This is a genomic window from Streptomyces sp. NPDC057702, assembly GCF_042799315.1.
Lineage (GTDB): Bacteria > Actinomycetota > Actinomycetes > Streptomycetales > Streptomycetaceae > Streptomyces.
In genome coordinates this window covers 160,758-185,189 of sequence record NZ_JBHVJC010000008.1, presented here as the reverse complement: position 1 = coordinate 185,189, position 24,432 = coordinate 160,758, and the positions used below count along the sequence as shown (strand labels likewise).

The window sequence follows — 24,432 nt, the reverse complement described above, 5'->3', positions numbered from 1 at the left end:
GGGCATCAGGTAGCACGGAGGGAGCGGGCGGATGGGCCCAAATGCCTCGCGGAGGTCCGCCGAGGCTGACAGGAGGCGGCGACGATGCGGTTCATGGTGCAGTTGTTCGGCAGCGCCACACGGTGGGACGAGGAGATCGCCGCGTACTCCCCCCAGGAGTTCCAGGCGATGGTGGACCACATGGAGCGCCTGAACGAGGACCTGGGCGCGGCGGGCGAGCTGGTGCAGGCCGAGGGCCTGGGCGGGCCGGCGCTGGTGACCAGCGTGTGGGCCAGGGACGACGGGCCCCCGAAGGTCGCCGAGGGCACCCACGACGGCCGGGCCGAGGTACTGGCCGGGTACTGGGTGGTGGACGTCGCCGACCGCGACCGGGCGATCGAGATCGCCGCGCGGGCCTCCGCCGCGCCGGGCCCCGGCGCCGCGCACAACTTCCCCGTGGAGGTGCACGAGATCCCCTCCGAGATGCCGCGCTGAGCGGCGTCGGAGCCAGAGGGCCCGTACGCGGTCGCGTACGGGCCCGAGGGGCGTCCCGCCCTACCGGGGCGGGGGCGGCGGGTCAGGCGTCGGCCAGCGGGGCGCGCGGGGAGCTGCGCAGCGGGGTGGCCAGTTCGGCCAGGGCCCGCTCCAGGCCGTGCAGGTGGACAAGGGCGGGTTCGGTGACACACGGCTGCGGGGCGGGGGCCGGTGAGGCCACCTCCCGGGCCCGGTCCGGGGTGGTCAGCGCCTCGACGGCGGCCTCCACGCGCTGACAGGCGGCGGTGAGCCGGGCGTCGTGCGAGGCTTCCGGGTCGGCGGCGATGGAGGCGAGCCCGCGCACCTGGCGGGCGCAGTCGTCGAGCAGTGCCAGCACCTGCCGGGCCCGCGCCTTGCGGGCGCGCAGCGGGCTCAACGGGTGCACCAGCGGGGCCAGCGACATCCGCACCCTGCCCAAGAGGGCCTCCAGCTCGGCGACGCGCGGGGCCGGGTCGGCGGTCGCGGAGCCGGCCAGCCGGGCCGCCGCCTCGGCGGTGCAGGCGTGGACGCAGCGCAACGCCCGCTGGATCCAGGCGTCGGTGGTGGCGTGCGTGGTGACGGGCAGTACGCACAGCACGGCCAGCGCGGCGCCGAGCGCGCCGGCGGCGGTCTCGGTCACCCGCAGGGCGAGCAGTTCGGGGTCGAGTACACCCAGTGACCCGTAGAGCAGGCCGGCCATGAGCGTGACGGCCAGCATCATCCAGGTGTAGGAGACGGCGGCCGTGTAGAAGATGCCGAAGACGCAGACCGCGACGAGGATCGCGGTGGGCACCGGCGCCCCGTGCAGCGGGACGGCGACGACCAGTCCGAGCGCCACGCCGATCACGGTGCCCAGCGCCCGGCGGTAGCTGCGGACCAGCGTCTCGCCGCGCGAGGCGGTGTTGACGAAGACCCACCAGGTGGCGCCGACGGCCCAGTACCAGCGCTCGTGCGAGAGCACCTGGCCCACCGCGAGCGCGAACGCCCCGCCCGCGACCGCCTGGATCGCCTGCCGGGTGGTGGTACGGGCCAGGCCCCGGCCCTCGGGTGGGGCGGGCGGGGCGTTCGCGGGCAGGCGGCGCTCGTAACACCACAGCCCGAAGCGGACGGCGGAGGAGGACAGCAGCGAGAGCGTGACCGCCGCGTACAGCTCGGGCAGTTGGCCCAGCTCCGTGTGGAGGAACTGCGTCGCGAAGAAGGTCATGAACGCGAACACGCCGAGGGAGTGGCCGCGCGGGCCCCAGCGTCGCGCGTACACGCCCGCCCCCACCACGGCCAGGAAGGCCGCGTCCCGTGCCAGCGGGTAGTCGTGCAGGCCGGCCGCGAGGGCGAGTACGGGGAAGCCGACCACGGGCAGCAGGGCGGTGGTGATCGCCTGCCCGCGCACGGTCGTGTCGAGGACCGTGAAGAGCGCGAGCAGGGCGGCGAGGCCGCCGGTGATGGCGGCTACCAGCGAGTGGCCGGCGAGGCCGCACACGGCGACCGCCAGACCGATGCCGAGGACGGACCGGGCGGCGCTGCGCAGGCGCAGCCGCCCCGGGTCCGGAGCCACGAACATCCTCTTGAGCACAGCTTTCCCACCCCTTCTGTCACCCAGCACGAAACAGCGCGCGTCGACATGAAGAAGGCGCCACGGAAGGTCCGCAGCGCCATCGACGGGTCCATCACAGCATTGACCCGCCCGTTGGCTCAACACACACCGACACCACTGGGCCATTGGCCCAGTCATCGGGCGCTGATCAGGGCCATCAGCAGGCCAACGGACCACGGTGAGGGGCCAGGCCGCCCTCTGGCGACGGCGGGCCGATACCGCGCGGGGCGCCGGCCCGCCGTCGGCGGTCGTGACCCGCGCCGGGGTGGGTACCCGGACCCCGGACCCGACCCGTCACCCGCGCCCGCCGCCCACGGCCGGCGGCGACCGCGAGCCGGGCCGACGGCCGGTCCACCGGGCCGGCGCCCGACGGCGGGCCGGGCCCGGGACGGGAGGCGCAGAATATGGCGACGACGGACACGACCACCCGGGCCATCAGCGTCGCGGCGGACGGTGTGCGGCTGCCGGGCGAGCTGGCGCTGCCCACGGCGGCGCTCGGCGTGGTCGCCTTCGCGCACGGCAGCGGCAGTTCGCGGCACAGCCCGCGCAACCAGGCGGTGGCCGAGCGGTTGCGCGCCGCTGGCCTGGGGACGGTGCTGATCGATCTGCTCAGCCCCGAGGAGGAGCGGCGGGACCAGGTCAGCGCTGAGCTTCGGTTCGACATCGCGATGCTGGCCCGGCGTGTGGCGGCGGTGGTCGACTGGCTGCGGGCCTGGCCGGCGACCCGCGCGCTCCCGGTGGGCCTGTTCGGGGCGAGTACGGGCGCCGCCGCGGCGCTGGTCGCGGCGGCCGAGCGGGCCCAGGCGGTGGCGGCCGTCGTCTCGCGCGGGGGGCGCCCGGACCTGGCGGGCCCGGCGCTGGGCGCGGTCCGCGCGCCGGTGCTGCTCGTGGTCGGCGGCGCGGACCCGGAGGTGCTGCGCCTGAACGAGGCGGCGGCCGAGCGGCTGAGCGCACCGCACCGGCTGCGCGTCGTGCCGGGGGCCGGCCACCTGTTCGCGGAGCCGGGGGCGCTGGCGGCCGTCGCGGACGCCGCTCGGGACTGGTTCCTCGCCATGGGCCGCGCGGACACTCCGTGACCTGGGCCCGGGGCCACCCGGGGTCGGCACAGGTGACCGCGCTCCTTGCCACGCGGCCGATCGCACGCCGGGCCGCGCGGGCCGCCCACCCGCGTACGCCGGTGGGCGCAGCGCCCCGGCGGCCCGCTCCGGCGGCCCCGTACCCCGTGGCGCCGGCCGGGCGCTCGGGCCGTTGGTACAGTCGCCAGGTCGCATTCGGGACCTTCGGGGCCGGTGCGGACGAGCGGGACGAGCGACGACGAACAGGAGCCGGTGGCGCGTGGCCGTGGACGCCCTCGACGCGAAGATCCTGCGGCTGCTCCTGGAGCAGCCGCGTACCAGCGTGCGGGAGTACGCGCGGCTGCTCGGAGTGGCCCGGGGCACCCTGCAGGCGCGGCTGGACCGGCTGGAGCGCGACGGGGTGATCACCGGCACCGGCCCGCGCCTGTCGGCCGCCGCGCTGGGACATCCGGTACTCGCCTTCGTCCACGTCGAGGTGACGCAGGGGCACCTGGACGACGTGGGGGACGCGCTGGCCGAGGTGCCGGAGATCATCGAGGCGTTCTCGATCACCGGCGGCGGCGATCTGATGACCCGGGTGGTGGCGCGCGACGCCGGCCACCTGGAGGACGTCGTCCAGCGCCTGATCCAGCTCCCCGGTGTGGTGCGCACACGGACCGAGATCGCCCTGCGGCAGCGGGTGCCCTACCGGATGCTGCCGCTGGTGGACGCGGTGGGCGCGGAGGCCGGCCGCCAGCGCTAGCGGGGGCGCGAGGGGCCCGGCTGGTGGAGGGGACACCTGGGCGGGTGGGCGCCGCGCGCCAGCGGACGGGCGCGGTGCGCGACGAGGTGGCCGGGACGTCGCCGGAAGGGTGCGCACGCCGGACCCGTGGCCTTGGCATGCTGTCCGCATGAGCACTTCCCGTACCACCGCGGTCATCTTCGATCTCGACGGCACACTCGTGGACAGCGAGCCCCACTACTTCGAGGCCGGGCGCCGCACCCTGGCCGCGTACGGGGTGACCGACTTCTCCTGGGAGGAGCACACCCGGTTCATCGGCATCAGCACGCGCGAGACGTTGACCATCCTGCGTTCCGAGCACGGCATCGACGCGTCGGTGGACACGCTGCTGGCGACCAAGAACCGGCACTACCTGGAGCTGGTGGACAGCTCGATGGAGGCGTTCTCGGAGATGCGTCGGTTCGTGGAGCTGTTGGCCGAGCGGGGGCACCCGATCGCGGTGGCCTCCGGCTCCTCGCGGGCCGCGATCGGGGCCGTGTTGCGGGCCACCGGGCTCGACGCCCAGTTGACCACCTACGTGTCGGCCGAGGAGGTGCCGCACGGCAAGCCGGAGCCGGACGTCTTCGTGGCGGCGGCCGACCGGTTGGGCGTGCGGCCGGCCGACTGCGCCGTGGTCGAGGACGCGCCGCCCGGGGCCGAGGCGGCGCGCCGGGCCGGGATGCGGTGTGTCGCGGTGCCGTACGTGCCGGCGACGGCGGACGACCCGTGGTTCGCGGCGGCGGGGTTGCGCTTCGCGGGCGGGCAGGGTGAGTTCGACGCGGAGCGGGCGTACGCGTGGCTGACGGCGGGCCGCTGAGTCACCGGCGATCGCGCCGCCGCGTGGACACCCCCACGTTTCTGGCGCAAATGACCTAATGAGAGCATTCGCTCGCACGATTCATGCGCGAGACGAAGTGGAGCTCATATGGAACGACGTGGGGGACGCGCGGCCTACCGGTGGGGAGCTACGGTGGTCGCCTCTACGGCGGCGCTCGCCGTGCTGGTGCCGACGAGCAGCGCGCAGGCGGCGAGTGGGCCTTCGGGCATCACGGCCCGTGGCGCGTATCTGCTCGACAGTGGCGCCAACAAGCAACTGTGGGCCAAGGACGCGGACACCAAGCGTCAGATGGCGAGCACCACCAAGATCATGACCGCGGTCGTGGTGCTCGACACGAAGAACGTGAACCTGAACAAGCAGGTCACCATCAAGAAGGAGTACCGGGACTACGTCACCCGGGAAGGCGCGAGCACCGCCGACCTGAAGACCGGTGACAAGGTGACGGTCCGCCAGCTCCTGTACGGGCTGATGCTGCCGTCGGGCTGCGACGCCGCGTACGCGCTGGCCGACACCTTCGGCTCGGGCAGCACCTCCGCCGCCCGGAAGAAGTCGTTCGTCTCCAAGATGAACGCCAAGGCCAAGTCGCTGGGGCTGAAGAACACCAAGTACGACTCGTTCGACGGCATCTCGGCGGGCGGTTCCAACTACACGACGCCGCGCGACATGGCGAAGTTGGCCCGGCACGCGATCGGCAACGGCACCTTCAAGACGGTCGTGAAGGCGCAGAGCACCAAGCAGAAGGCCACCAACGGCCGCACGTACACCTGGTACAACACGAACAAGCTGCTCGGCTCGTACCAGGGCACCTTCGGCATCAAGACCGGCACCGGCACGGCCGCCGGGCCGTGCCTGGTCTTCGCCACCACGAAGGGCAAGCGCACCGTGGTCGGTGTCATCCTCAACGATGGCAACCGCTACGCGGACGCGAAGAAGATGCTGGACTGGTCCTTCAAGACCAACACCAAGGTCGCCTGGCGCGCGCTGCCCAAGAACGCGCAGCGGGACTAGGTCCCGGCAAGGCCCCGCCGCCTGAAGCGAACCCGCCCCGGGGCGGGTCGCTCGCGGCGGTCGGGGTCGCGACGGGGGCTCGACCCTGGACGACGGCGCCCCGCTCGGATTCCCTCCGGGCGGGGCGTCGTGCTGTGTGCCGCCCCCCTGTTCGCGTGGTCCAGACCTCTTGACGAGAGGTCTGGACCAACTTACGGTGTGGCCCACCACACACCATGCCCGTCTTCGGGTCCCCGGTCAGGAGGTACGCGTGTCTTCCCCCACGCCTCCTCACGTGTCATGTGCACATCCATCGCCGTTCGCCAGCACGGCCGCGACCGGCGGTCCCCATCCACGCGCCCGAAGACACGCCCCCGCGGGCCCCGCGCCGATCCGGCGCCGATGTCCGCGGCCAGAAGGGAGCACAGCATGATCGGTCGGACGATACGCCTGTTGGGGGTCGGCCTCGCGTTGGCCTTCGCCGCCCAAATACCGGTCGCCGCGGCCAGCGAGAAGGCCGACGCGCCGCGCGCCGACACCTGCGCGGTCAAGTCCAAGCCCACGGGCAAGGTGCTCCAGGGCTACTGGGAGAACTGGGACGGCGCGGCCAACGGCGTCCACCCGCCCTTCGGCTGGGTGCCGATCAACGACAAGCGCATCAGCGAGCACGGCTACAACGTGATCAACGCCGCCTTCCCGGTCATCCGCTCGGACGGCACCGTCCTGTGGGAGGACGGCATGGACGCGACGGTGAAGGTCTCCACGCCGGCCGAGATGTGCGACGCGAAGGCCAACGGCGCCACGCTGCTGATGTCGATCGGCGGCGCCGCGGCCGGCATCGACCTCAGCTCCAGCAAGGTGGCCGACCGGTTCGTCGAGACCGTGGTCCCGATCCTGCAGAAGTACAACTTCGACGGCATCGACATCGACATCGAGACCGGCCTGACCGGCAGCGGGAACATCAACCAGCTCTCGGCCTCGCAGTCCAACCTGATCCGCATCATCGACGGCGTGCTCGCCAAGATGCCCGCCAACTTCGGCCTGACGATGGCCCCGGAGACGGCGTACGTCACCGGTGGCAGCGTCGTCTACGGCTCGATCTGGGGCGCCTACCTGCCGATCGTCAAGAAGTACGCGGACAACGGCCGGCTGTGGTGGCTGAACATGCAGTACTACAACGGCAGCATGTACGGCTGCTCCGGTGACTCCTACCAGGCCGGCACCGTCCAGGGCTTCACCGCGCAGACCGACTGCCTCAACAAGGGCCTGGTCATCCAGGGCACCACCATCAAGGTGCCCTACGACAAGCAGGTCCCGGGGCTGCCCGCCCAGCCCGGCGCCGGTGGCGGCTACATGGCACCGGGCCTGGTGAGCCAGGCGTGGAACAAGTACAGCAACGGCCTCAAGGGCCTGATGACCTGGTCGATCAACTGGGACGGCTCCCGCTCCTGGAGCTTTGGCAACAACGTCAAGTCCCTCCAGGGTCGCTGACCCACCCGCTCACCCGCTCCGGGGCCGTAGCCGCCCCGCACACACGAGCCGACCCGCGCCATACGGCCCCGGCGCGGGTCGGCTTCGCCGTGTGGGCCCCGCCCCGGCGCGACACGGCACCACGCCGGTCGGGGCTGGTGTGCGACGCCGGCCCGGATGCGCTTACGCCCCGGCGCCGACGGGGGCGCGTGCGGCCCGGCCGGGGGCGCCGGCGCGAGGTCGTCGACCGGCCGCCGCGCGCGGCCCCGCCCCACGGGCTTGCCGTGCCGATACCGTGCCGGGGATGCTGGGCCGGTGCCAGGACAGCGCCAGGGCGGACGCCGACAGCGGGCCGCCGTGCGCACCGATCCCGGCACGGGTCACTGGCGGGTGCTCCTCGAGAGCCAGGACACGGCGCGGTGGCACGCCCACCCGCGGCGCCCGCGGGCCGGGCCGCGGTGGATCGCCTGGGCGACCACGCGGATCGACACCCTGTCCGGACGCCTGGCACAGCCGACCACCTGCCGGTTGGGTGTGTTCGTGCCCGCCCCCCCCCGGGCGGGCCCCCGCGGTGACCAGTTCGATCCCGCGAGGAAGGGGAAGAACCGTGGCGGCTCAGGATGACGCCCGCGAGGTGGCGGTGCTGCGGTACCGGCTCTACGTCGACACCCTCCAGGCCCGCATGCCCCCGGCCCAGTTCGACCTGCTCATGGAGGTGCTCCGACTGTGGGCCGCGAGCGGCGGTGGCACCGTCCGGCTGCGCTTCGACGGCGAGGAGAAGGAGCTGTTCACCTCCGAGGTACAGCAGGAACTGCTCCATCTGACGGGGCTGATCGACGCGATGCGACCCGGCCACGAGGACCGCGCCGACCACGTCGTCGCCCAACTCGGCGACGGCCGGTACGTCAAGGGCGCCATGACCCTCGTCTCACCCGACGTCGCCGCCGACCCGGACCGGCTCCGCGCGCTCCGACAGCGCATCGACGACCAGCAACACCAACGCGACCTCGACCAACGGGAGATCGACGGCATCGCACGCGCCTCCGACCTCGATCCCCCACCCACCACCTGACACGGGGACGACCGGCCCGTCGCCCACCTGACCCAAGGCCGACGAGCGCTCCCCCGGTACGCGGCGGCGAACTCCTTCGCGACACACCCCGCGATCCCCGCTCCCGGAGAATCCGAGATTCCGCGCGCGCAAGGAATTCCCCCCTTTCGCCGGCGGATTACGCGGCACCGTGGCCGACCGCGATCCGTACCCCCGTACGGATCACGCTACGGATTCGTCCGTCACGAGGAATTCGGTATGCCGTCGACCGGAAAAAGAACGGGAGTCTCGCGGCACGTGAAAGCGCGCGGGCGATACGGGGATTCCCCAGGCCCGCAGGCGAAGGGCGCGCATCGGGGGTGCGTGGTTCGGGGTGCGCGGGTGGCGGGCCCACGGGCGGTGAGGGCGTGCGCCGCCCGTACAACCCGCCTGATCTCGGCGCGCCCGGAAAACGGCTGCCGACGGTGACGTACCGCTGACCCGACATGGCCTGTTCCCAGGTGTGTTGGCGCGGCTCGTCAGATATCGAGCATTCTTGACACGGCGATCACTGAGCTTCTCTCATCCTCTGCTGGAGGGTGAAACGGGCTGGTCAAACGGGTGTGGTGAGGAGGCGGGGCGCCTCGTCGTCGGCGTACAGGTTCCACTCATCACACCGGCGCTCGGAAGAGCCCCATTGCAGCCAATTTCGTGCGCGCAGAGAACACTTGGAAGGCGCTACCAGACAACCATCGTTTGCGCGGACCCGTAACTTCTACGTGCAAGGGGCCTGTCTACAACTGACGGCTCCGCGCTGTATCAAGGGAGTGAGTCATGAGTTCTCAGCTGAAGGCATTCGGGTTCGGCATGCCGTGGGAGTCGTTGTACGGGTACAGTCAGGCCACTCAGGTCGGTGACACGGTTCATGTGTCGGGGCAGCTGTCTCATGACCGTCACGGCAACTTCGTGGGTGCCGGCGATTTCGTACTGCAGGTCCGCACCACGCTGGAGAATCTGGACCTGGTGCTGAGGCAGTTCGGGGCCGAGCGTCGTCAGATAGTGGAGACCACGGTTCTGGTGAGGAACCTGCGGGAGAACTTCGACACGACAGCACGCCTCCACGCCGAGTACTTCGGGGAGCACCGGCCCGCCAGCACGGTCATGGGTGTTTCCGACTTGGCACTGCCGGACCAACTCGTGGAGATCGGCGCGCTCGTGCGTCTCGATGTGAAGCCATAGGTGAGGAGGCCGGCCTGATCCCTTCGGCCTCTTTCGTCCGGAATAGTGCAGGTCAGCAGCGTGTGGACAGCTTGGACGACGGTGCCGACGCGGCGGGTGGAGCATCTGGCTCGCCGGAGCAGCCGCCAGGCTGTCAACTGGGCGAAGGCGCGTTCGCCGGGGGCTCTCAGCCGGGCGTGGTCGTGGTTGAACTGCTGGTAATGCTGGGGCTGTTCTCGGTGGCGGTAGTACGGGGTGCGGAAGGTGGCGCCGGCACCTTGGTAGGCGCGGTCCGCGAGGACGAGGCAGGGCCCCTTCGGTCGCCGGTGTGATGAGTGGAATCACCACGCCGACGACGAGGGGCCCTGCCTCGTCACCGCACCCGCTGACCAGCCCATTTCACCCACCAGCACAGAATGAAAGAGGTTCACTGAGGTCAGGGGTGATCCGATGACAGCGAGATCAGAAGCCGTGCGACGCGTCGCGGGGGGACATTCCACGGGCAAGCGATGATCGGGGAACTACCCGAGTCCGGGCGGCCGACCCCCACCGCCTCCGGCGTGCCGAACACCGCTGTGCCGTACGCCGCGCCCCCCGGCACCACGGCCCCCGCGTCGCGGGACACGCGCCCCGGACGCCGCCGCCCCGCTCGGCACGGGCCCCCACACCGCCGCGCCGGCCCACCCCGACACCCAGCACGCCCCTGGCGCCAAAGCCCCGGCGGCGCCGGCGGGGTCGCTCCACGAACTCGTCGCCACCCAGGCGCGCCGCACCCCGACCGCGCTCGCCGTGGGCTGTGATGATCGCGCAGGCCACGTCGCTGGTGTGGCGCGTGCTGTCGGAGGCGGGCTGGGCCGGCGGGCTGCGGGGCGCGTTGGGTGGTGGGGGGCGCGGTCGGCGCCGCTGGCGGCGGAGCTGCGCGCGTACGCCGGCGTCGGGAGCGGCCCTGACGCGACGTCGGGGTTGGCGACGGTGCGGGCTGTCGCTGGCCGGCTACCGCTACGGCGCCACCCGCCAGAGGGCGGCCGGCGCCGACGCCCGGCACGTCACCGACGCGGACGCCTGTCTGCGCCCGATCGTGCGCGCCGGGCGCTTCGGCGACCCGCCGGGGCTGCTCGCCGGCCGGCGCCGGCCGTGCGCCGCACAGTCGGGCCCGCCGCTACCGGGGAGTGACGGCCTTGGCCCAGTCGTCCACGGTGCGGACGTGCGCCCACTGCGGGAACAGCCGCTCGACCAGGACCTGGTGCACCCGCGGGTCGGTGTCCAGGCAGGCGTCGGAGAGCACGGTGAGCCCGAAGTCCAGGTCGTTGGCCTGGCACACGGTGGACAGCACCACGGCGCTGGTGGCGATGCCGGTCAGGACGAGGCTGTCGATGCCGCGCGCCCTGAGTACCACGTCCAGGTCGCTGCCCGAGAACGCGCTGGCCCGCCGCTTGGTGACGACCACCTCGCCCGGCCGGGGCGCGACCTCGGGGTGGACCTCGCTGCCGGGAGCGCCCTCGACGTACAGGCCGGCCCGGGCGATGGCGGCCAGCGGCTTGTTGCGCGTGCCGATCTCGGGAAAGCCGGGGCGAAAGCCGATGACCACGTAGATGACGGGGATGTCCGCCGCGCGCGCCGCGTCGATCGCCCGCCGCAGCCGGGGCAGGTACCCGGAGCCGTCGTCCACGATGTCCACGATGGCCTGTTGGACGTCCATCACGAGAAGGGCGCTGCTCATGTCGTCTCCAGGAGCGGGGTCGGGCGGATGTCGTACCCGGCCGGGTACCGGCGTTCGCATCCTATGCGGCCCCCGCCGCGGCCGGCCGGCCCCGGGTGGACGGGGCGGGAGCGGGGCCGGCGGGTGGCGCGGCGATGATGGGTGGGCACCTCACCGGTACGCGACAGCTTGCGAGGAACGCATGTCCACGGCCACCTTCCGGCTTCACCCGGGGGCTCCCGGGTCTCCCGTGATCCTGCACGTCCCGCACGCCTCGCGGGTGGTGCCGGACAGCGTGCGCGCGGGGATCGTGCTGGGCGACCGGGCGTTGGCGGTCGAGTTGGACCACATCACCGACGCGCACACCGAACGACTCGCCGCCCGCGCCGCCTCGGCCGCCACCAGCACTCCCTGGCGGTTCGTCAACCAGCTCTCGCGCCTGGTCGTCGATCCCGAGCGGTTCCCCGACGGGCGCGAGGAGATGCTGTCCCGGGGCATGGGAGCGGTCTACACGCGCACCACGCACCGCGCGCGGCTGCGCCCGGCCGACGTCGACCCACAGCCGCTCCTGGAGCGCTACTTCCACCCGTACGCGCGGGCGATGACGGAGGCGGTGGCCGACCGGCTGGCGGCTGTGGGGCGTGCCGTGATCATCGACGTGCACTCGTACCCGACCGCTCCCCTGCCGTACGAGCTGCACGGCGCGGGCCCGCGCCCGCCGGTGTGTCTGGGCACGGATGCCTTCCACACCCCCGCGCCGCTCCTGAAGGCGGCCCGGCGGGCGTTCGCCGGATGTGGCGGGACCGGCCTGGACAGCCCGTTCGCGGGGACGTACGTGCCGCTGCGGTACTACGGGCGCCAGGCCGAGGTCAGTGCGCTGATGGTGGAGATCCGGCGCGACCTGTACATGAGCGAGCCGGGTGGGCCGGCCGGCCCCGGGCTCGACACGGTGGCCGACGCGCTGGCCGACCTGGTCGAGTGGGCTTCCGCCTGACGCCCACCCGTCCGGCCGGTGGGCCCGGGCCGGCCGGTCCGGCCCGGGTCGCCCCACGGGCGGTGGGCCCGTGGGGCGGGGTCGCCCGGCGTGTGGGCAGCCCGTCGGCGGCGGCGTCTCACGCGGCGTTGGGGCCCACGTCCGCCGGGGTGAGGGAGGTGCGGACGGGGGCCTGCGTCGCGTACTCGTCCGCGCCGATGTCGCGCTGGGCACCCCGTGCGTGGCCGTCGATGTCCTCGGTCACCGTCAGGCTCGTGAGGGTGGCCGCCGCGATGGCCGGGCTGCCCGCCCCGAGCCGGTACACCCCGTCCGACGCCTTGCGCAGCAGGGGGTTGGCCCGGGTGAAGCCGTCGGCGGGGATGGTGCCGTTGGACGCCGCGCCCCACAGGATGTTGCTCTGCCAGGTGAAGCCCTTCGTCTTGTCCATCGCGACCAGACTGCCTGTCTCGCCGACCAGCAGGTTGTCGGCGACGACCACGTCGCGCGGCTCGTGGGTCCGGCTCTCGCCGGCGAGGGCGCCACGGTTGTTGAGCAGGGTGTTGTGCGCGATCACCACCCGGTCGCACGCGTCCTTGCCCCGCCGCTCGTCCTCGCTCTCGCCGGCGTGGTGGTCGCGCGTGGTGCCGCTGCCGATCACCAGGGCCTGCGACGACAGCCCGCTCAGGTAGTTGTTGACGATGAGGTGGTCGTTGCCGTAGACGCGTATCCCCGCGGCCCCGCCGAGCAGGTAGTTGCCCTCCACCGTGGTGCGGTTGCCGTGACGCAGCACGATGCCGCCCCGACTGTCGCGGATCGTGTTGTAGCGGATGGTGTTGTCCGAGGACTTCACCGAGACGGCCTCGGGGTCTCCGTCGCAGCGCTCGAACAGGTTGTACTCCACGACGGCGTGCGCGCTGGCCAGCGCGCGGCTGCTGACGCCGAGTCGGATCGTCTCGCCGCCGTTGTCGCCGCTGAAGGTGTGGTCGGAGAAGTGGTTGCGGAAGACGTGCAGCCGTTGCGCCATGGTGTCGGCGTCCGGCCCGTCCAGGACGACGAAGATGCCCGCGGTGGTCTTGTGGTGGAAGTGGTTCCGGTCGATCTTGACGTCGTCGCCCCGGACGACCACCCAGTAGAGCTTGGTGACGTCCGCGAGTTGGAAGTCGTTGCGGGTCAGACGGATGCGCTGGCAGCTCGCCGGGATCTCCAGGCCCGTCTTCTGCCGGAAGGCGAAGCCGCTGACGGTGATGTTGCTCGACTTGTCGAAGACGAAGCCCCGGTCACCCTGGAGGACCACGCCGCCCCGGGTCTCCGCCGAGATGGTGATGGGCGCGCTGGTCGTGCCGTTCTTGCCGAGGACGTTGATGGCGCCGCCCGACGGAACGGTGTACGTGCCGTTGGCCAGGACGATGCGGGCGCCGGGTGCCGCGCGGTCGATCTCGACCTGGAGCGCCTTGAGCGAGGTGACCGGGGCCGCCGACGCACTGGCCGCCGGCAGCACGGCGGTGAGCGCGGTACCCAACACGGTGCCGGCGAGAAACGTACGTCTGTGCATGGTGCCTCCTGGGGACGGGGTGCTGCCGGGTCGACGCGATGATCGTCCCCGCTGCCCGAGCGGTGGAAAAGGGTGCGGCGCGCGCACCGGGCGGGGGTGACACGGGCGCCGGGCGCGAGCCGTCACGCCGGGCGGGTGACGCCCCTCCCGCACAGTCTCGGGCACGGCTCTGCCGTACCGCTGACGTACCGCTAACGCGGGTCGGCCGCGCCGCGCGCTCGCGCGCGAGGTCGGCCGGGTGGGAGCGGGGCGAGTCGCTCGCGGGCCAGGGTGGGAGTGGGTCCGAGGCGCGAGCCGGGGTGGGAGGAGGTGATCCCGCCGCCTGGGAAGACGTGGTGAGCTGCTGGGTCACCGCGAGGTTCCCCGGTCACCGGAAAGTGCGTTCTCCCATGTCAGCGGCGGCTCTCCTAGGGTCGTGGCGTAACCACGAGAGACCGAGTCACCCTGGCTCGGCCGTCGCGGGCCCGGGGGTCCGCGTCACGAGGAGGCGAGCCGTATGGCCATCACCCTGATCGATCCGAGCGGGCTGCCGGCCGTGGACGCGTACCGGCAGGTGTCGGTCGCCACCGGGTCCAGGTTGGTCAGCGTCGCCGGGCAGGTCGCCTGGGACGCCGAGGGGGCCACGGTGGGCGCGGGCGACCTCGCCGCCCAGGTCGAGCGGTGCTACCTCAACGTCGACACGGCGCTGGCCGGGGTCGGCGCCTCGTTCGCCGACGTGGTCAGGCTGCGGGTGTACGTCGTCGACTGGACCCCGGACAAGATGGCGCTGTTCGCGGCGGGCGTCGCGCGGGCCGCCGCGACGCTGGGCATCACCCCGCTGCCGCCGGGCACCCTGCTGGGCGTCGCGGCGCTGGCCTTTCCCGAGCACCTGGTGGAGGTCGAGGCCACCGCCGTCCTGGACTGAGTCCGACACCGACCGCCCCCCGGTTCACCCGGTCCGGCGCGGCGCGGGCCGGGCGTGATGGCGCTCGCGCGCGGGTCGCGCGTCGAGCTGGCGGGGCCCTGGTGGCTGACATAGCCTGATCCGAAATGCCCGAGATGCCTGCTTTTCTGCGGTATCCCGAACGGGCGCGGAGCGAGAGGGTGAGTGCCGTGACCACCTCCCAGGACGAGCCGGCGGCGGAGCGGGCTCGCGCAGAGTCCGCCACCCGAGGGGAGCCGGAGTTCCGCCCGTACCGCCATCCCGCCGCCGGCTGGGGTGCGGCGAAGAGCGTGAGCCGATTCCTGGTGCGGGAGGGCGCCCTGGTGGACGGGCCCCGGGCGATCGCGCGGATGAACCACGAGAACAAGGGGTTCGACTGCCCGGGCTGTGCCTGGCCGGACGACCTCAAGGGCCTGCACCTGGACATCTGCGAGAACGGCATCAAGCACGTCACCTGGGAGCTGACCCGCAAGCGCGTGGACCGGGAGTTCTTCGCCGCGCACTCGGTCGCCGAGCTGTCCCGGTGGAGCGACCACGACCTGGAGGACCAGGGCCGGCTGACGGAGCCGATGACGTACGACCCGGACAGCGACCACTACGTCCCCATCTCCTGGAAGGACGCCTTCGCGCTCGTCGGCGAGACCCTGCGTGGGTTGGACTCCCCACACCAGGCGTCGTTCTACACCTCGGGCCGGCTCGGCAACGAGGCCACCTTCCTCTACCAGCTGCTGGCCCGGGAGCTGGGCACCAACAACCTGCCCGACTGCTCCAACATGTGTCACGAGGCCAGCGGTCGCGCGCTCCAGGCCGCCCTGGGCACCGGCAAGGGGACGGCCGACCTGGCGGACTGGGAGAGGGCGGACGCGCTGTTCATCCTCGGCGTCAACGCCGCCTCCAACGCGCCGCGCATGCTGACGGCCCTGACCGAGGCCCACCAGCGCGGCGCCCAGATCGTGCACGTCAACCCCCTGGTCGAGGCAGCCGCCACCCGCGCGATCATCCCGCACGACTTCCGGGCCATGGCCACCTACCGCGCCACCCCCACCAGCACCCTGAACCTCCAGCCCCGCGTCGGCGGTGACATGGCCCTGCTGCGCGGCATGGCCAAGGCGATCCTGGAACAGGCGCCGTCCGACCCCGGGGCGCTGGACCGCGAGTTCATCGACCGTCACACCGTCGGGTTCGCGGACTACCGCGCCGTGTGCGAGGCCACCACCTGGGAGACGATCGAGGCCCAGTCGGGGGTGGGTCGCGCCGACATCCTGCGAGCGGCGCGCGTCTACCGCGAGGCGGACCGCACCATCATGAGCTGGTGCCTTGGTGTCACCCAACACGAACACGGCGTCGACACCGTCCGTGAGATCGTCAACCTCCTGCTGTTGCGCGGCAACCTGGGCCGCGAGGGCGCGGGCCCCTCCCCCGTACGCGGCCACAGCAACGTCCAGGGCAACCGCACCTGTGGCATCAACCACCGCCCCGACCAGCACTTCCTGGACCGCCTCGGCGAGGCGTGCGGGATCGACCCACCACGCGAGCCGGGGTTGGACACCGTCGGCACCCTGCGCGCGATGCACCGGGGCGAGGTCAGGGTCTTCGTCGGCATGGGCGGCAACTTCGCGCTCGCCGCGCCCGACACCGCGTACACCTTCCAGGCCCTGCGCACCTGCGACCTGACCGTGCAGGTGAGCACCAAGCTCAACCGCGGCCATCTGGTACACGGCCGCCGGGCGCTCATCCTGCCCTGCCTCGGTCGCACCGAGAAGGACCACCAGCGGGCGGGGGTCCAGCGCACCTCCGTCGAGGACTCGATGAGCATGGTCCACCTCTCCCTGGGCATGAAGCGCCCGGCCTCCCCGCACCTGCTGTCCGAGCCCGCCATCATCGCCGGCCTGGCCCGCGCCGCGCTGCCCGACAGCGCCACCCCCTGGGAGTGGTACGTCGAGGACTACGACCGGGTCCGCGACACCATGGCCCGCGTGCTCGACGGCTTCGAGGACTTCAACCGTCGCGTACGCCTACCGCTCGGCTTCCGCCTTCGCCAGCCCGCCCGCGAACTGGTCTTCCGCACCCCCTCCGAGCGCGCCGAGTTCTCCACCGCCGACCTGCCCGACGTCGTCCCGGCCCCGGGCACCCTGGCCCTGGGCACCATGCGCTCGCACGACCAGTGGAACACCACGATCTACTCCGACGACGACCGCTACCGGGGCGTGCGCAACCTGCGCACGCTCGTCTTCATGAACCGGGACGACATGCGCGAGCGCGGACTCACGACGTTCGACCCCGTCGACATCACCAGCACCGCCAGGGACGGTGGGCGACGTCACCTGCGGGGCTACCTGGCCATCGCGTACGACATCCCGCGCGGCTGCGCGGCCGGGTACATGCCCGAGATGAACGTGCTGTGCGCGCTCTCCGACTACAGCACCCAGAGCGACCAACCCATCATGAAACACGTGAAGGTCACCATCACGCCGGCCGCCTGACGACGGCCCGCTGGCAGCGCGGCCCCCTCCCCATGCCAACCTCCCGGCGCCCGGGCACGCCTCGGCGGCCTCCTGCGCGGTCGGTGGGCCGGGGGTCAGTAGGGGTGCTTGTCACACTTGCACTTCCACGCCCGGTAGGCGGTGTCGCCGAGCTCGGGGTGGACCTGGCGGATGCGGATGAGGCGCTCGTCGAGTGGCTTCTTGAAATCCTCGTACTGGTAGGCGTCGCTGAACCCGATGTCCTCGGTGGCCTTGAGGTCGCAGGCGAAGTAGACGGCGTCCAGCCGCGCCCAGTAGATGGCGCTCATGCACATCGGGCAGGGCGCGCCGCTGGTGTAGATCGCGCAGCCCTTGAGCATGCGTGCCCGGTACTCGACCTTGTCGGGCGATCCCTCCTCGCGTCGGATGAGCTTGAGGGTGCTGGTGTTCTGGCGGTTCCGGGCGATCGAGGGGGCCGAGGGGTTGAGCACCTGGACGGCCTTGCGGATGGCCTCCACCTCGCCGTGCGCGGTGGGGTCCCCGGTCAGCAGGACACGGTTCTGACCCCGGGCGACGATCTTCCCGTCGCGGGTGATGACCGCCCCGAAGGGGCCACCCCAGTTGTTCTCCACCGACTCGGTGGCCAGCCGCGTCGCCTCGGCCATGAACAGCAGGTGCTTCGACATGCCAGGTCTCCGTCCCGGCCCGCGTGGACCGTCGCACAGCCTTGCCCGTTGACTCCTTTTACGACCATATGCGCTGAGGTAGGGACGGCAACTCCATCGCGCCGCTCCGCCCCGGACGGAGCGGGCTCGGCAGTGGCCACCCACCCGGACCACCCCGGCCAGCCCCTCCGGCCCCGGTGTCCGAAACCCACTCCACCGCACCGGCTTGTCGTGGCGCGGAGCCGGCGCTCACCCGGCGCCCGTGACACCCGCGCGCGTCGGCACGCCCTCCGCCCGGGGTAGTCCGCGCCGGGGGCAGAGGCCAAAGTTCAGCGTGCTCGGTCCACGCTGTCGAACCTTCGGGAGGACAAGGTGTCCGTACGACCGTACGTCACGGCGATCGCCGTGCTCGGGCTGCTCGGCGTCGCCGCCGGCGCCACACAGGCCGCACCGACCCACGACACGACCTCGGCCAGCACGACGAAGCACGGCGCCGCGCCCCGTGGCGTCGACGACGGGAGCTTCGAGTACCCCACGGCACCCGCGAACAACTTCACCAACGTCACCACGGGCCAGTCGATAGGCCCGTGGACCGTCACCCAGGGCAACGTCGACCACATCGGCCGCAGCTTCTGGCAGGCGGCGGAGCGCTTCCAGTCGGTCGACCTCAACGGCGGCGCGCCCGGCACCATCACCCAGTCCTTCCCGACGACACCGGGCACGACGTACGCGATCACCTACGCGCTCGCCGGCAACCCCGGCGGCACACCGGTCAAGACGGGCCGCGTGGTGGTCGACGGCCAGACCGTCCAGGACTTCACGTTCGACGTCACCGGCAAGACCACCACGAACATGGGATACGTGGGACGACAGGCCACCTTCGTCGCCCGCTCCACCTCCACGACCCTGTCCTTCGCCAGCACCACCGCCAACAGCGCGCACGGCCCGGTGGTTGACGACGTGGTGGTCCGGGCCTCCTGCTGTTCCTGTTCCTGCGGGAAGGCGGCGACCGACAGACACTGACCACCCTCCCACGACCCCGCCGGCGGCGGGGTCGTGGGAGCGACCGCCGGTCCGCGCGGACCGGCCCGGGGCCCCGACGTCAACCAGCGTCGGGGCCCTCGCGCGCCCGCGTGCCGGCGTGCGGGCTCGGGTGGCACGCGTGCCGGGTCGCACGCGGGTGGGTGGGCCGCCCGTCAGGCGGCCGGGGTAGCGCGCGGGCCCCCAGCGGGCGGCGCGCTCCCGCGCCCACGGCGGCGCGGCGGCCACGACCCACCCAGACGCGGGCCAACGCCGGCGCACGCCCTCACGAGCGGGTGTGGCCGACCGCAGCGGCGACCGACCAGAACACCGGACCAGAACGCCGCCCGGCACGCCGGCCGCGCTCCCCACCTCGCACCCCCAGCCCCGCCCCGGCCGGCGGCCTCGCCCCACCCCGGCCGTGTGAACGGGGTGAGGCCGAGGGTGGCGAGGCTGGACAGGCGGCTGACAAAGCTCAAGTCACCCGGCCTTGCCCGAGCGCCGGGTGCGGCCCGCTCACACCCGGCGCCACCGGCGCTGTCCGGTGGCGCCGGCCGATGGTGACAGCCCACCCCGGGGGTCGCCGTCCTCACCCTGGCGTTCCCCGGCGTTCCCCGAACCCGGCCCGGGAGTGGAGCGGACCGCCGAGTGTCCGCCCCGCGTACGCCGTTCGCCGGAAGCCCGACGACACCCCGGCGTACGCCACGGCCCCGCCGGGCGACGACCCCGGCCACAGCTCCCGACGCGGCCGACCCGCGCAAAGCGACTCTTCGCCAGGTCGCGCACACCCGGGCGCGCGGGCCGGCCAGACCGGATTCCGCCAGCCCAGGCGCGGGCCGCGCGGGTGTCTACTCCCCTACACCAGCGGTGAGTTGGGCACTGGCACCCGATACTCCGCGCTCAGGCGTCACCGGCCGTCGGGTCGGGCAGCAGCGGGAAGAGTCGGGCGATGAGCGCCACCGGCTGGGCGTCGGCCGGCCGGGTGGCCGGCTCCCGCTCACGGTCCTGGTAGGGCGCGAGCGTCCGGCGTACCGCCTCGGCGACCGCGCCCAGTTCGGCGGGGGTCAGATAGACCACCGCACTGAAGGCGTCGTCCTGTCGCCAGGCGGCCGGGGCACGGTCGCGGCGGGTGAGCCAGCGCTGGTAGCTCTCGTCCTCCAACCCACGGGCCAGTTGCCCAAAGCCCGCCCCCAAGGGCCCGGCCGCCGAGGGTGGCTCCGGGGCACGCAACCGCCACGGGCGGGCCCGGCCGCCGGTGTGCGGAACCTCCTCGATACACCCGTAGCGGGCGAGTTGCCGCAGGTGGAACGAGCACAGCCCGGAGCTGTACCCCAGCCGCCCGGCCGCCTCGGTGGCCGTGACGGTGCCTGCCTCGGCGAGCAGGTCCAGCAGGGCCGTACGCACCGGATGCTCGGCGAGGCGGTCGCCAGCGGGCGCGCGGCCAAGGGCCGCCATGGGCCCGGGCTCCGCTTGGACACCTTCTTCAGTCACTTTGCAAAGTCTGCTACTTTGCAAAGGGCTTGGCAAGCGGCCCCGACCGTCCGCCCCGCAACACGCCTCGTCGACCTCGCGAGGGAAGGGATGATGTCCGCGGTGTCCGTTCGTGACGACCGACCCGGCCGTATCGACCGGCGGGTCCGGGTCCAGGGCAAGCCCGTCGACGCCTACCCGCCGCTGCCGCCCGAGGCCGCGCGCGGCTCGGTGCGCCGGATCACCGTGTGGGGCGAGGAGGTGCTGCACCAGCCGTGTCGGGAGGTGACCGAGTTCGGCACGCCCGAACTCGCCGCCCTGATCGACGACATGTTCCTGACCATGCACATCGCCGACGGCGCCGGCCTCGCCGCCAACCAGGTCGACGTCGGTCTGCGGATCTTCGTCTACGACTGCCCGGACGACCACGGCGTACGCCATGTCGGGCACATCCTCAACCCGGTCCTGGACGAGCTTCCCGCGACCGGCCGGCACCTCGTCGAGGAGGGTGAGGGTTGTCTGTCGGTGCCGGGGGCCAGCACGGACCTTCCCCGCCCTGACCGCGCCGTGGTGCGCGGCGTCGACCAGTGGGGTCAGCCGCTGGTCATCGAGGGGACGGGGTACTTCGCCCGGTGTCTCCAGCACGAGGCCGACCACCTCGACGGACGACTGTACGTCCACCGGCTCGCCAGGCGGGACCAGAAGGCCGTGCTACGGCAGATGGCCGACCGCTGCGAGGAGGTCTTCGCGCGGCGGGCCAGCAGGGCGGCCCGACTCGGCCGCTGAGCCCGGCCGCCCCCGTACGCCACGGACGCACGGCCCAGCGGGGGCGGCGGGTTGGCGGGTTGGCAAGGGTCGCTCAGGACGGGTGCTTCGGGTCGTGGGTGGTGAGCTCGTCCACCGTGCGTCGTAGGTGGGCGCGTTCGGGCTCGGTGCCGGCCAGCGCGAGTGCCTCCCGGTAGGCCGCCGCCGCCTCGTCCCGCCGGCCCAGTCGGCGCAGCAGGTCCCCCCGAGCCGCCGGATACGGGTGGTATCCGCGCAGTTGCCGCTCGTCGGCCAGCGCGTCGAGCAGGGCCAGACCCGCCTCGGGTCCGTCCCGCATCGCCACCGCCACCGCCCGGTTCAACGCCACGATCGGCGAGGGTGTGAGCGCGAGCAACACGTCGTAGAGCGCCACCAACTGGGGCCAGTCGGTGGTGGCGAGGTCGGCCGCCTCGTCGTGCAGGGCCGCGATGGCGGCCTGCACCCCGTAGGGCCCCGCCGGTCCACCCCGCAGTGCGCGGACCACCAGGTCCCGGCCCTCCTCGATCATCGGCCGGTCCCACCGGGTGCGGTCCTGCTCGGCCAGCAGCACGAGCGCGCCGTCCGCGTCGGTGCGGGCCGCGCGCCGCGCGTGCGTCAGCAGCATCAGCGCGAGCAGCCCGGTCACCTCCCGCTCGGCGGGCAGCAGCCGGCGCAGGATGCGCGCCAGCCGGATGGCCTCCCCCGCCAGGTCGAGCCGCTGCAGGTGCGGACCCGAGCTGGCCGCGTACCCCTCGGTGAACACCGAGTAGACGACCTGGAGCACCCCGGGCAGCCGCTCGGGCAGTTCGTCGGCCCCGGGCACCCGGAAGGGGATGCGCGCCTCGCGGATCTTCTTCTTGGCCCGCACGATCCGCTGGGCCATCGTCGCGGGCGGGACCAGGAAGGCCCGCGCCACCTCGGGGGTGGTCAGGCCGGCCAGGCAGCGCAGGGTGATGGCCACGCGGTCCTCGGCGGCCAGGGCGGGGTGGGCGCAGGTGAAGAACATCTGCAACCGCTCGTCGGGCAGGTCGTCGCCGACGTCGGCGGGCGGGGCGGGGTCGGCCCGCTCCGCCTCCGCCTGGAGCAGGGCCAGTCGCGCGGCGTACGCCTGGTCCCGGCGCAGCCGGTCGACGGCCTTGCGGCGGGCCGTGGTCAGCAGCCAGGCCCCCGGTTTGGCGGGCACTCCGTCGCGGGGCCAGTGCGTCAACGCCGCTTCGACGGCCTCGGAGGTGACCTCCTCGGCCAGGTCGAGGTCGCCGAAGCGGCGGACGAGGGAGGCGAGCAGCCGGCCGCGCTCCTCCCGGAACACGGCCTCGACCGAGGCGCGCGCGGGCGCTCGGCCGGCGGACTCGCCCGAGGTGTCGGGCGTGGCACGCGGCTCGTCTCCCATGGCTCAGGCGCCGAAGTCGGCGATCGGGCGCACCACCATCGACCCGCTACCGCGCGCGCCGGGGCAGCGGGCGGCCCAGTCCAGGGCGATGTCCAGGTCCGGTACGTCGATGACGTAGAACCCGCCGAGGACCTCCCGGCTCTCGGCGAACGGCCCGTCGGTGACGGTGCGCTTGCCGTCCTCGCCCACCCGGACCGAGGTGGCGGTCACGAGATCGGCCAGCGACTCCCCCGAGACGAAGATCCCCGCGTCCTTGACCTGCTGGTCGTAGACCATCCAGTCCTCGACGGTGCACTCGGCGGCCGAGCCGTCCTCGCCGACCGCGCCAGCGTTGATCAGCAGCATGTACTTCATGGTCCGACTCCTGTCAGGTCCTGTGTTCTTCTCGCACGGCGAGTCGCCGTACACCGTGACGACGAACGGGCGAGGCCCCGATCGACACGGCTTCGAGGATTTTCTGCGGGCACGTCCCCGGCACGGCTCGGACACACCCCGGCACGCCCCGGGCAGGGTCGCGGCACGCCCTCCCCGACGGCGTGCGCGGGTGCGGCGCCCGGCCCTGTCAGGCGACCCTACGCGGCGTGGCCGGGCCCCGCGCGAGCGCCGGAGGCAGACGGGGCGGGGGTGGCGGCCGGCCGGCGAGGGGGTGGGTCAGCGGAAGGCGGCGACGTTCTCCGTGACCCACTGCCGCACGGTGCGGGCCGGGGCGCCGGTGAGCCGCGGGACCGTATCGCGCACCCGGGCCAGGTCGGCGTTGACGTCACCGCCGGTGACGTCCAGGACCGCGTCGGCGGCGTCCGCGCCGAAGACCGCGACCATCCACGGGCGCGCCTGCTCCCGGCTGACCTGCTCGAACGGCACCTCCCGGCCCAAGGCGGCGCCGATGGCCGCGACCTGTTGCCGGGCGGTCACCGGCGCCGGCCCGGTCAGGGCGTACGTCTGGGACCGGTGACCCGGCTCGGTCAGCGCGAGGCGGGCCACCGAGGCGATGTCCGCCGGGTGGATGGTGGGCAGCGCCGTGTCGGCGTACGGCGCGCGCACGGTCCCGTGCTCGCGGATGGTGGTGGCCCACAGCAGGGTGTTGGAGGCGAACTGCGTGGGCCGCAGGATCGTCCAGGCCATACCGCTGCCCTGGAGCAGCCGCTCGACGGCCAGGTTCCCGGCCGCGGGACCCAGGTGTGGGTGGGTCTGGACCGTGATCGAGGAGACCAGCACCACGTGCTCCACGCCCGCCCTCCTGGCGGCGTCCAGCAGATCGGCCTCGGGTCCCAGGCCGGGCACGAGGAACAGTGAGCGCACCCCGTCCAGCGCGGCCGGCCACGTCGCCGGCTCTGCCAGGTCACCTTCCACGGCCGTCACCCCCCTCGGAAGGTCGGCCCGCGCGGCGGCGCGCGTCAGCCCCCGGAGCGGCCCGGCGCCGTGCGCGTGCAACTGTGTCAACAGCGCGCCGCCGATGTTTCCGGTAGCTCCGGTCACCAGGATCATGAGAACGCGCCTCCCGCGGTTGGTTGATCGTCTGGGTGGCACGCTAGAAGTTGCACCAAGCTTCAGGTCAAGGCGAGACCGGCCGCGCCATGTCACGAGCGGGCGCGGGGGCGAGGGGTGGTGGGCGCGGAGAGGGCGAGCGCGGTCCGCCTCGCGTACGCCGGCGGGTACGTCGTGTCCCCCGCGAGCCGCGCGGAGTGCGTCGCGCGGGAGCGCGCGGAGCCCGGATGATCAGCCGTGGTCGAAGACGACCAGCGGCCGATGGGAAAGTGAGCCAAAAAGAAAGGGAAAGGAGGCTGTCCGCTCCTTTCCACTCTCAACTTATAGCGCACCGGGGGGCTTGCGGCAAGGCCCCCGGTGTCCTGCAGAATCACCGGCCGTGGGGCAATGACCTGCGGAAACGGAGAGCACTGAGTGCACGTGTGGGTATCGACGTACGCATCGCGCGGGGGCGCCGCCGCGGTGGCGGGATACGTGGCGCCGGCGGGACAGGCGGGCGCGCCGGCGGGCGGGGGCGTACCGCCGGGCGGCGCGTGGCCGCCGGCCGAC

21 protein-coding genes and 1 pseudogene are annotated in these 24,432 nt (G+C 73.0%); 13 read left to right on the top strand and 9 right to left on the bottom strand.

Features of this window, described 5'->3' with window-relative positions; all coding sequences use genetic code 11:
* Positions 1-93 precede the first annotated feature (93 nt).
* Entirely contained in the window at positions 94-474 is a 381-nt protein-coding gene (locus tag ACFVFR_RS08295; protein ID WP_383698889.1) for a YciI family protein, read from the top strand.
* A gap of 82 nt (positions 475-556) precedes the next feature.
* Here the strand turns inward: ACFVFR_RS08295 and ACFVFR_RS08290 are convergent, their stop codons facing one another.
* Positions 557-2,062: an FUSC family protein gene (locus tag ACFVFR_RS08290; protein ID WP_383698888.1), complete on the bottom strand. Its 1,506-nt coding sequence runs from the start codon at positions 2,060-2,062 to the stop codon at positions 557-559.
* Between the two features lie 425 nt (positions 2,063-2,487).
* On the opposite strand from ACFVFR_RS08290, the gene ACFVFR_RS08285 reads away from it, so the two are divergent.
* The 7 genes from ACFVFR_RS08285 (at position 2,488) to ACFVFR_RS08255 (ending at position 9,483) form a co-directional block, all read left to right on the top strand.
* Complete coding sequence (locus tag ACFVFR_RS08285; protein WP_383698887.1) at positions 2,488-3,159, top strand: dienelactone hydrolase family protein; 672 nt, start codon at positions 2,488-2,490, stop codon at positions 3,157-3,159.
* 259 nt (positions 3,160-3,418) lie between these two features.
* A complete protein-coding gene (locus tag ACFVFR_RS08280) occupies positions 3,419-3,901 on the top strand; it encodes an Lrp/AsnC family transcriptional regulator (protein ID WP_176160271.1) in 483 nt (160 codons plus the stop codon).
* 148 nt (positions 3,902-4,049) lie between these two features.
* Complete coding sequence (locus ACFVFR_RS08275; RefSeq protein ID WP_383698886.1) at positions 4,050-4,736, top strand: HAD family hydrolase; 687 nt, start codon at positions 4,050-4,052, stop codon at positions 4,734-4,736.
* Positions 4,737-4,844: 108 nt separating this feature from the next.
* On the top strand, positions 4,845-5,765 hold the full coding sequence (locus tag ACFVFR_RS08270) for a D-alanyl-D-alanine carboxypeptidase family protein (protein ID WP_383698885.1): 921 nt from the start codon (positions 4,845-4,847) through the stop codon (positions 5,763-5,765).
* A gap of 408 nt (positions 5,766-6,173) precedes the next feature.
* The gene (locus tag ACFVFR_RS08265; protein WP_383698884.1) at positions 6,174-7,235 is read left to right on the top strand and encodes a chitinase; all 1,062 of its coding nucleotides are present in this window, start codon (positions 6,174-6,176) and stop codon (positions 7,233-7,235) included.
* Between the two features lie 586 nt (positions 7,236-7,821).
* Positions 7,822-8,286, top strand: a complete 465-nt coding sequence (locus tag ACFVFR_RS08260; protein WP_383698883.1) for a hypothetical protein — start codon at positions 7,822-7,824, stop codon at positions 8,284-8,286.
* Positions 8,287-9,078: 792 nt separating this feature from the next.
* Positions 9,079-9,483, top strand: a complete 405-nt coding sequence (locus ACFVFR_RS08255) for a RidA family protein (protein ID WP_383698882.1) — start codon at positions 9,079-9,081, stop codon at positions 9,481-9,483.
* Positions 9,484-9,527: 44 nt separating this feature from the next.
* On the opposite strand, the pseudogene ACFVFR_RS08250 reads toward ACFVFR_RS08255, so the two are convergent.
* Both ACFVFR_RS08250 and ACFVFR_RS08245 read right to left on the bottom strand, forming a co-directional pair.
* A pseudogene (locus ACFVFR_RS08250) lies at positions 9,528-9,767 on the bottom strand (transposase family protein); the annotation flags it as partial.
* Positions 9,768-10,621: 854 nt separating this feature from the next.
* Complete coding sequence (locus ACFVFR_RS08245; RefSeq protein ID WP_383698881.1) at positions 10,622-11,182, bottom strand: cysteine hydrolase family protein; 561 nt, start codon at positions 11,180-11,182, stop codon at positions 10,622-10,624.
* Between the two features lie 181 nt (positions 11,183-11,363).
* On the opposite strand from ACFVFR_RS08245, the gene ACFVFR_RS08240 reads away from it, so the two are divergent.
* The gene (locus ACFVFR_RS08240; protein WP_383698880.1) at positions 11,364-12,155 is read left to right on the top strand and encodes an N-formylglutamate amidohydrolase; all 792 of its coding nucleotides are present in this window, start codon (positions 11,364-11,366) and stop codon (positions 12,153-12,155) included.
* A 118-nt stretch (positions 12,156-12,273) separates the two neighbouring features.
* Here the strand turns inward: ACFVFR_RS08240 and ACFVFR_RS08235 are convergent, their stop codons facing one another.
* Positions 12,274-13,686, bottom strand: a complete 1,413-nt coding sequence (locus ACFVFR_RS08235; RefSeq protein ID WP_383698879.1) for a chondroitinase-B domain-containing protein — start codon at positions 13,684-13,686, stop codon at positions 12,274-12,276.
* A gap of 496 nt (positions 13,687-14,182) precedes the next feature.
* On the opposite strand from ACFVFR_RS08235, the gene ACFVFR_RS08230 reads away from it, so the two are divergent.
* Together ACFVFR_RS08230 and ACFVFR_RS08225 are read left to right on the top strand one after the other, a co-directional pair.
* Positions 14,183-14,590, top strand: coding sequence for a RidA family protein (locus ACFVFR_RS08230; RefSeq protein ID WP_383698878.1), 408 nt, complete (start codon positions 14,183-14,185; stop codon positions 14,588-14,590).
* 134 nt (positions 14,591-14,724) lie between these two features.
* Positions 14,725-17,091 (top strand): FdhF/YdeP family oxidoreductase, encoded by a 2,367-nt coding sequence (locus tag ACFVFR_RS08225; protein ID WP_383698933.1) that lies wholly within the window; start codon positions 14,725-14,727, stop codon positions 17,089-17,091.
* 95 nt (positions 17,092-17,186) lie between these two features.
* Here ACFVFR_RS08225 and ACFVFR_RS08220 read toward each other — a convergent pair whose 3' ends face one another.
* Positions 17,187-17,756: a nucleoside deaminase gene (locus ACFVFR_RS08220; protein WP_383698877.1), complete on the bottom strand. Its 570-nt coding sequence runs from the start codon at positions 17,754-17,756 to the stop codon at positions 17,187-17,189.
* Between the two features lie 351 nt (positions 17,757-18,107).
* Between ACFVFR_RS08220 and ACFVFR_RS08215 the strand changes: the two genes are divergently transcribed.
* On the top strand, positions 18,108-18,758 hold the full coding sequence (locus tag ACFVFR_RS08215; RefSeq protein ID WP_383698876.1) for a choice-of-anchor C family protein: 651 nt from the start codon (positions 18,108-18,110) through the stop codon (positions 18,756-18,758).
* Positions 18,759-19,655: 897 nt separating this feature from the next.
* Here the strand turns inward: ACFVFR_RS08215 and ACFVFR_RS08210 are convergent.
* A complete protein-coding gene (locus tag ACFVFR_RS08210; protein WP_383698932.1) occupies positions 19,656-20,210 on the bottom strand; it encodes a helix-turn-helix domain-containing protein in 555 nt (184 codons plus the stop codon).
* Positions 20,211-20,339: 129 nt separating this feature from the next.
* On the opposite strand from ACFVFR_RS08210, the gene def reads away from it, so the two are divergent.
* Positions 20,340-21,011 (top strand): peptide deformylase, encoded by a 672-nt coding sequence (def, locus tag ACFVFR_RS08205; protein ID WP_383698875.1) that lies wholly within the window; start codon positions 20,340-20,342, stop codon positions 21,009-21,011.
* 73 nt (positions 21,012-21,084) lie between these two features.
* Here the strand turns inward: def and ACFVFR_RS08200 are convergent, their stop codons facing one another.
* The 3 genes from ACFVFR_RS08200 to ACFVFR_RS08190 form a co-directional block, all read right to left on the bottom strand.
* A complete protein-coding gene (locus tag ACFVFR_RS08200; RefSeq protein ID WP_383698874.1) occupies positions 21,085-22,398 on the bottom strand; it encodes an RNA polymerase sigma factor in 1,314 nt (437 codons plus the stop codon).
* A 3-nt stretch (positions 22,399-22,401) separates the two neighbouring features.
* Entirely contained in the window at positions 22,402-22,752 is a 351-nt protein-coding gene (locus ACFVFR_RS08195; RefSeq protein ID WP_383698873.1) for a YciI family protein, read from the bottom strand.
* Positions 22,753-23,049: 297 nt separating this feature from the next.
* Positions 23,050-23,883, bottom strand: a complete 834-nt coding sequence (locus tag ACFVFR_RS08190; protein WP_383698872.1) for an NAD(P)H-binding protein — start codon at positions 23,881-23,883, stop codon at positions 23,050-23,052.
* Positions 23,884-24,432: the final 549 nt, after the last annotated feature.

Excerpts from the sequence above, each read along its gene's own strand:
- ACFVFR_RS08225 (WP_383698933.1), top strand. The coding sequence starts at position 14,725 with ATGCCTGCTTTTCTGCGGTATCCCGAACGGGCGCGGAGCGAGAGGGTG.
- ACFVFR_RS08275 (WP_383698886.1), top strand. The coding sequence starts at position 4,050 with ATGAGCACTTCCCGTACCACCGCGGTCATCTTCGATCTCGACGGCACA.
- ACFVFR_RS08200 (WP_383698874.1), bottom strand. The coding sequence starts at position 22,398 with ATGGGAGACGAGCCGCGTGCCACGCCCGACACCTCGGGCGAGTCCGCC.
- ACFVFR_RS08285 (WP_383698887.1), top strand. The coding sequence starts at position 2,488 with ATGGCGACGACGGACACGACCACCCGGGCCATCAGCGTCGCGGCGGAC.
- ACFVFR_RS08210 (WP_383698932.1), bottom strand. The coding sequence starts at position 20,210 with ATGGCGGCCCTTGGCCGCGCGCCCGCTGGCGACCGCCTCGCCGAGCAT.
- ACFVFR_RS08235 (WP_383698879.1), bottom strand. The coding sequence starts at position 13,686 with ATGCACAGACGTACGTTTCTCGCCGGCACCGTGTTGGGTACCGCGCTC.
- ACFVFR_RS08190 (WP_383698872.1), bottom strand. The coding sequence starts at position 23,883 with ATGATCCTGGTGACCGGAGCTACCGGAAACATCGGCGGCGCGCTGTTG.
- ACFVFR_RS08195 (WP_383698873.1), bottom strand. The coding sequence starts at position 22,752 with ATGAAGTACATGCTGCTGATCAACGCTGGCGCGGTCGGCGAGGACGGC.
- ACFVFR_RS08295 (WP_383698889.1), top strand. The coding sequence starts at position 94 with ATGGTGCAGTTGTTCGGCAGCGCCACACGGTGGGACGAGGAGATCGCC.
- ACFVFR_RS08245 (WP_383698881.1), bottom strand. The coding sequence starts at position 11,182 with ATGAGCAGCGCCCTTCTCGTGATGGACGTCCAACAGGCCATCGTGGAC.
- def (WP_383698875.1), top strand. The coding sequence starts at position 20,340 with ATGTCCGCGGTGTCCGTTCGTGACGACCGACCCGGCCGTATCGACCGG.
- ACFVFR_RS08220 (WP_383698877.1), bottom strand. The coding sequence starts at position 17,756 with ATGTCGAAGCACCTGCTGTTCATGGCCGAGGCGACGCGGCTGGCCACC.
- ACFVFR_RS08230 (WP_383698878.1), top strand. The coding sequence starts at position 14,183 with ATGGCCATCACCCTGATCGATCCGAGCGGGCTGCCGGCCGTGGACGCG.
- ACFVFR_RS08240 (WP_383698880.1), top strand. The coding sequence starts at position 11,364 with ATGTCCACGGCCACCTTCCGGCTTCACCCGGGGGCTCCCGGGTCTCCC.
- ACFVFR_RS08255 (WP_383698882.1), top strand. The coding sequence starts at position 9,079 with ATGAGTTCTCAGCTGAAGGCATTCGGGTTCGGCATGCCGTGGGAGTCG.
- ACFVFR_RS08270 (WP_383698885.1), top strand. The coding sequence starts at position 4,845 with ATGGAACGACGTGGGGGACGCGCGGCCTACCGGTGGGGAGCTACGGTG.
- ACFVFR_RS08265 (WP_383698884.1), top strand. The coding sequence starts at position 6,174 with ATGATCGGTCGGACGATACGCCTGTTGGGGGTCGGCCTCGCGTTGGCC.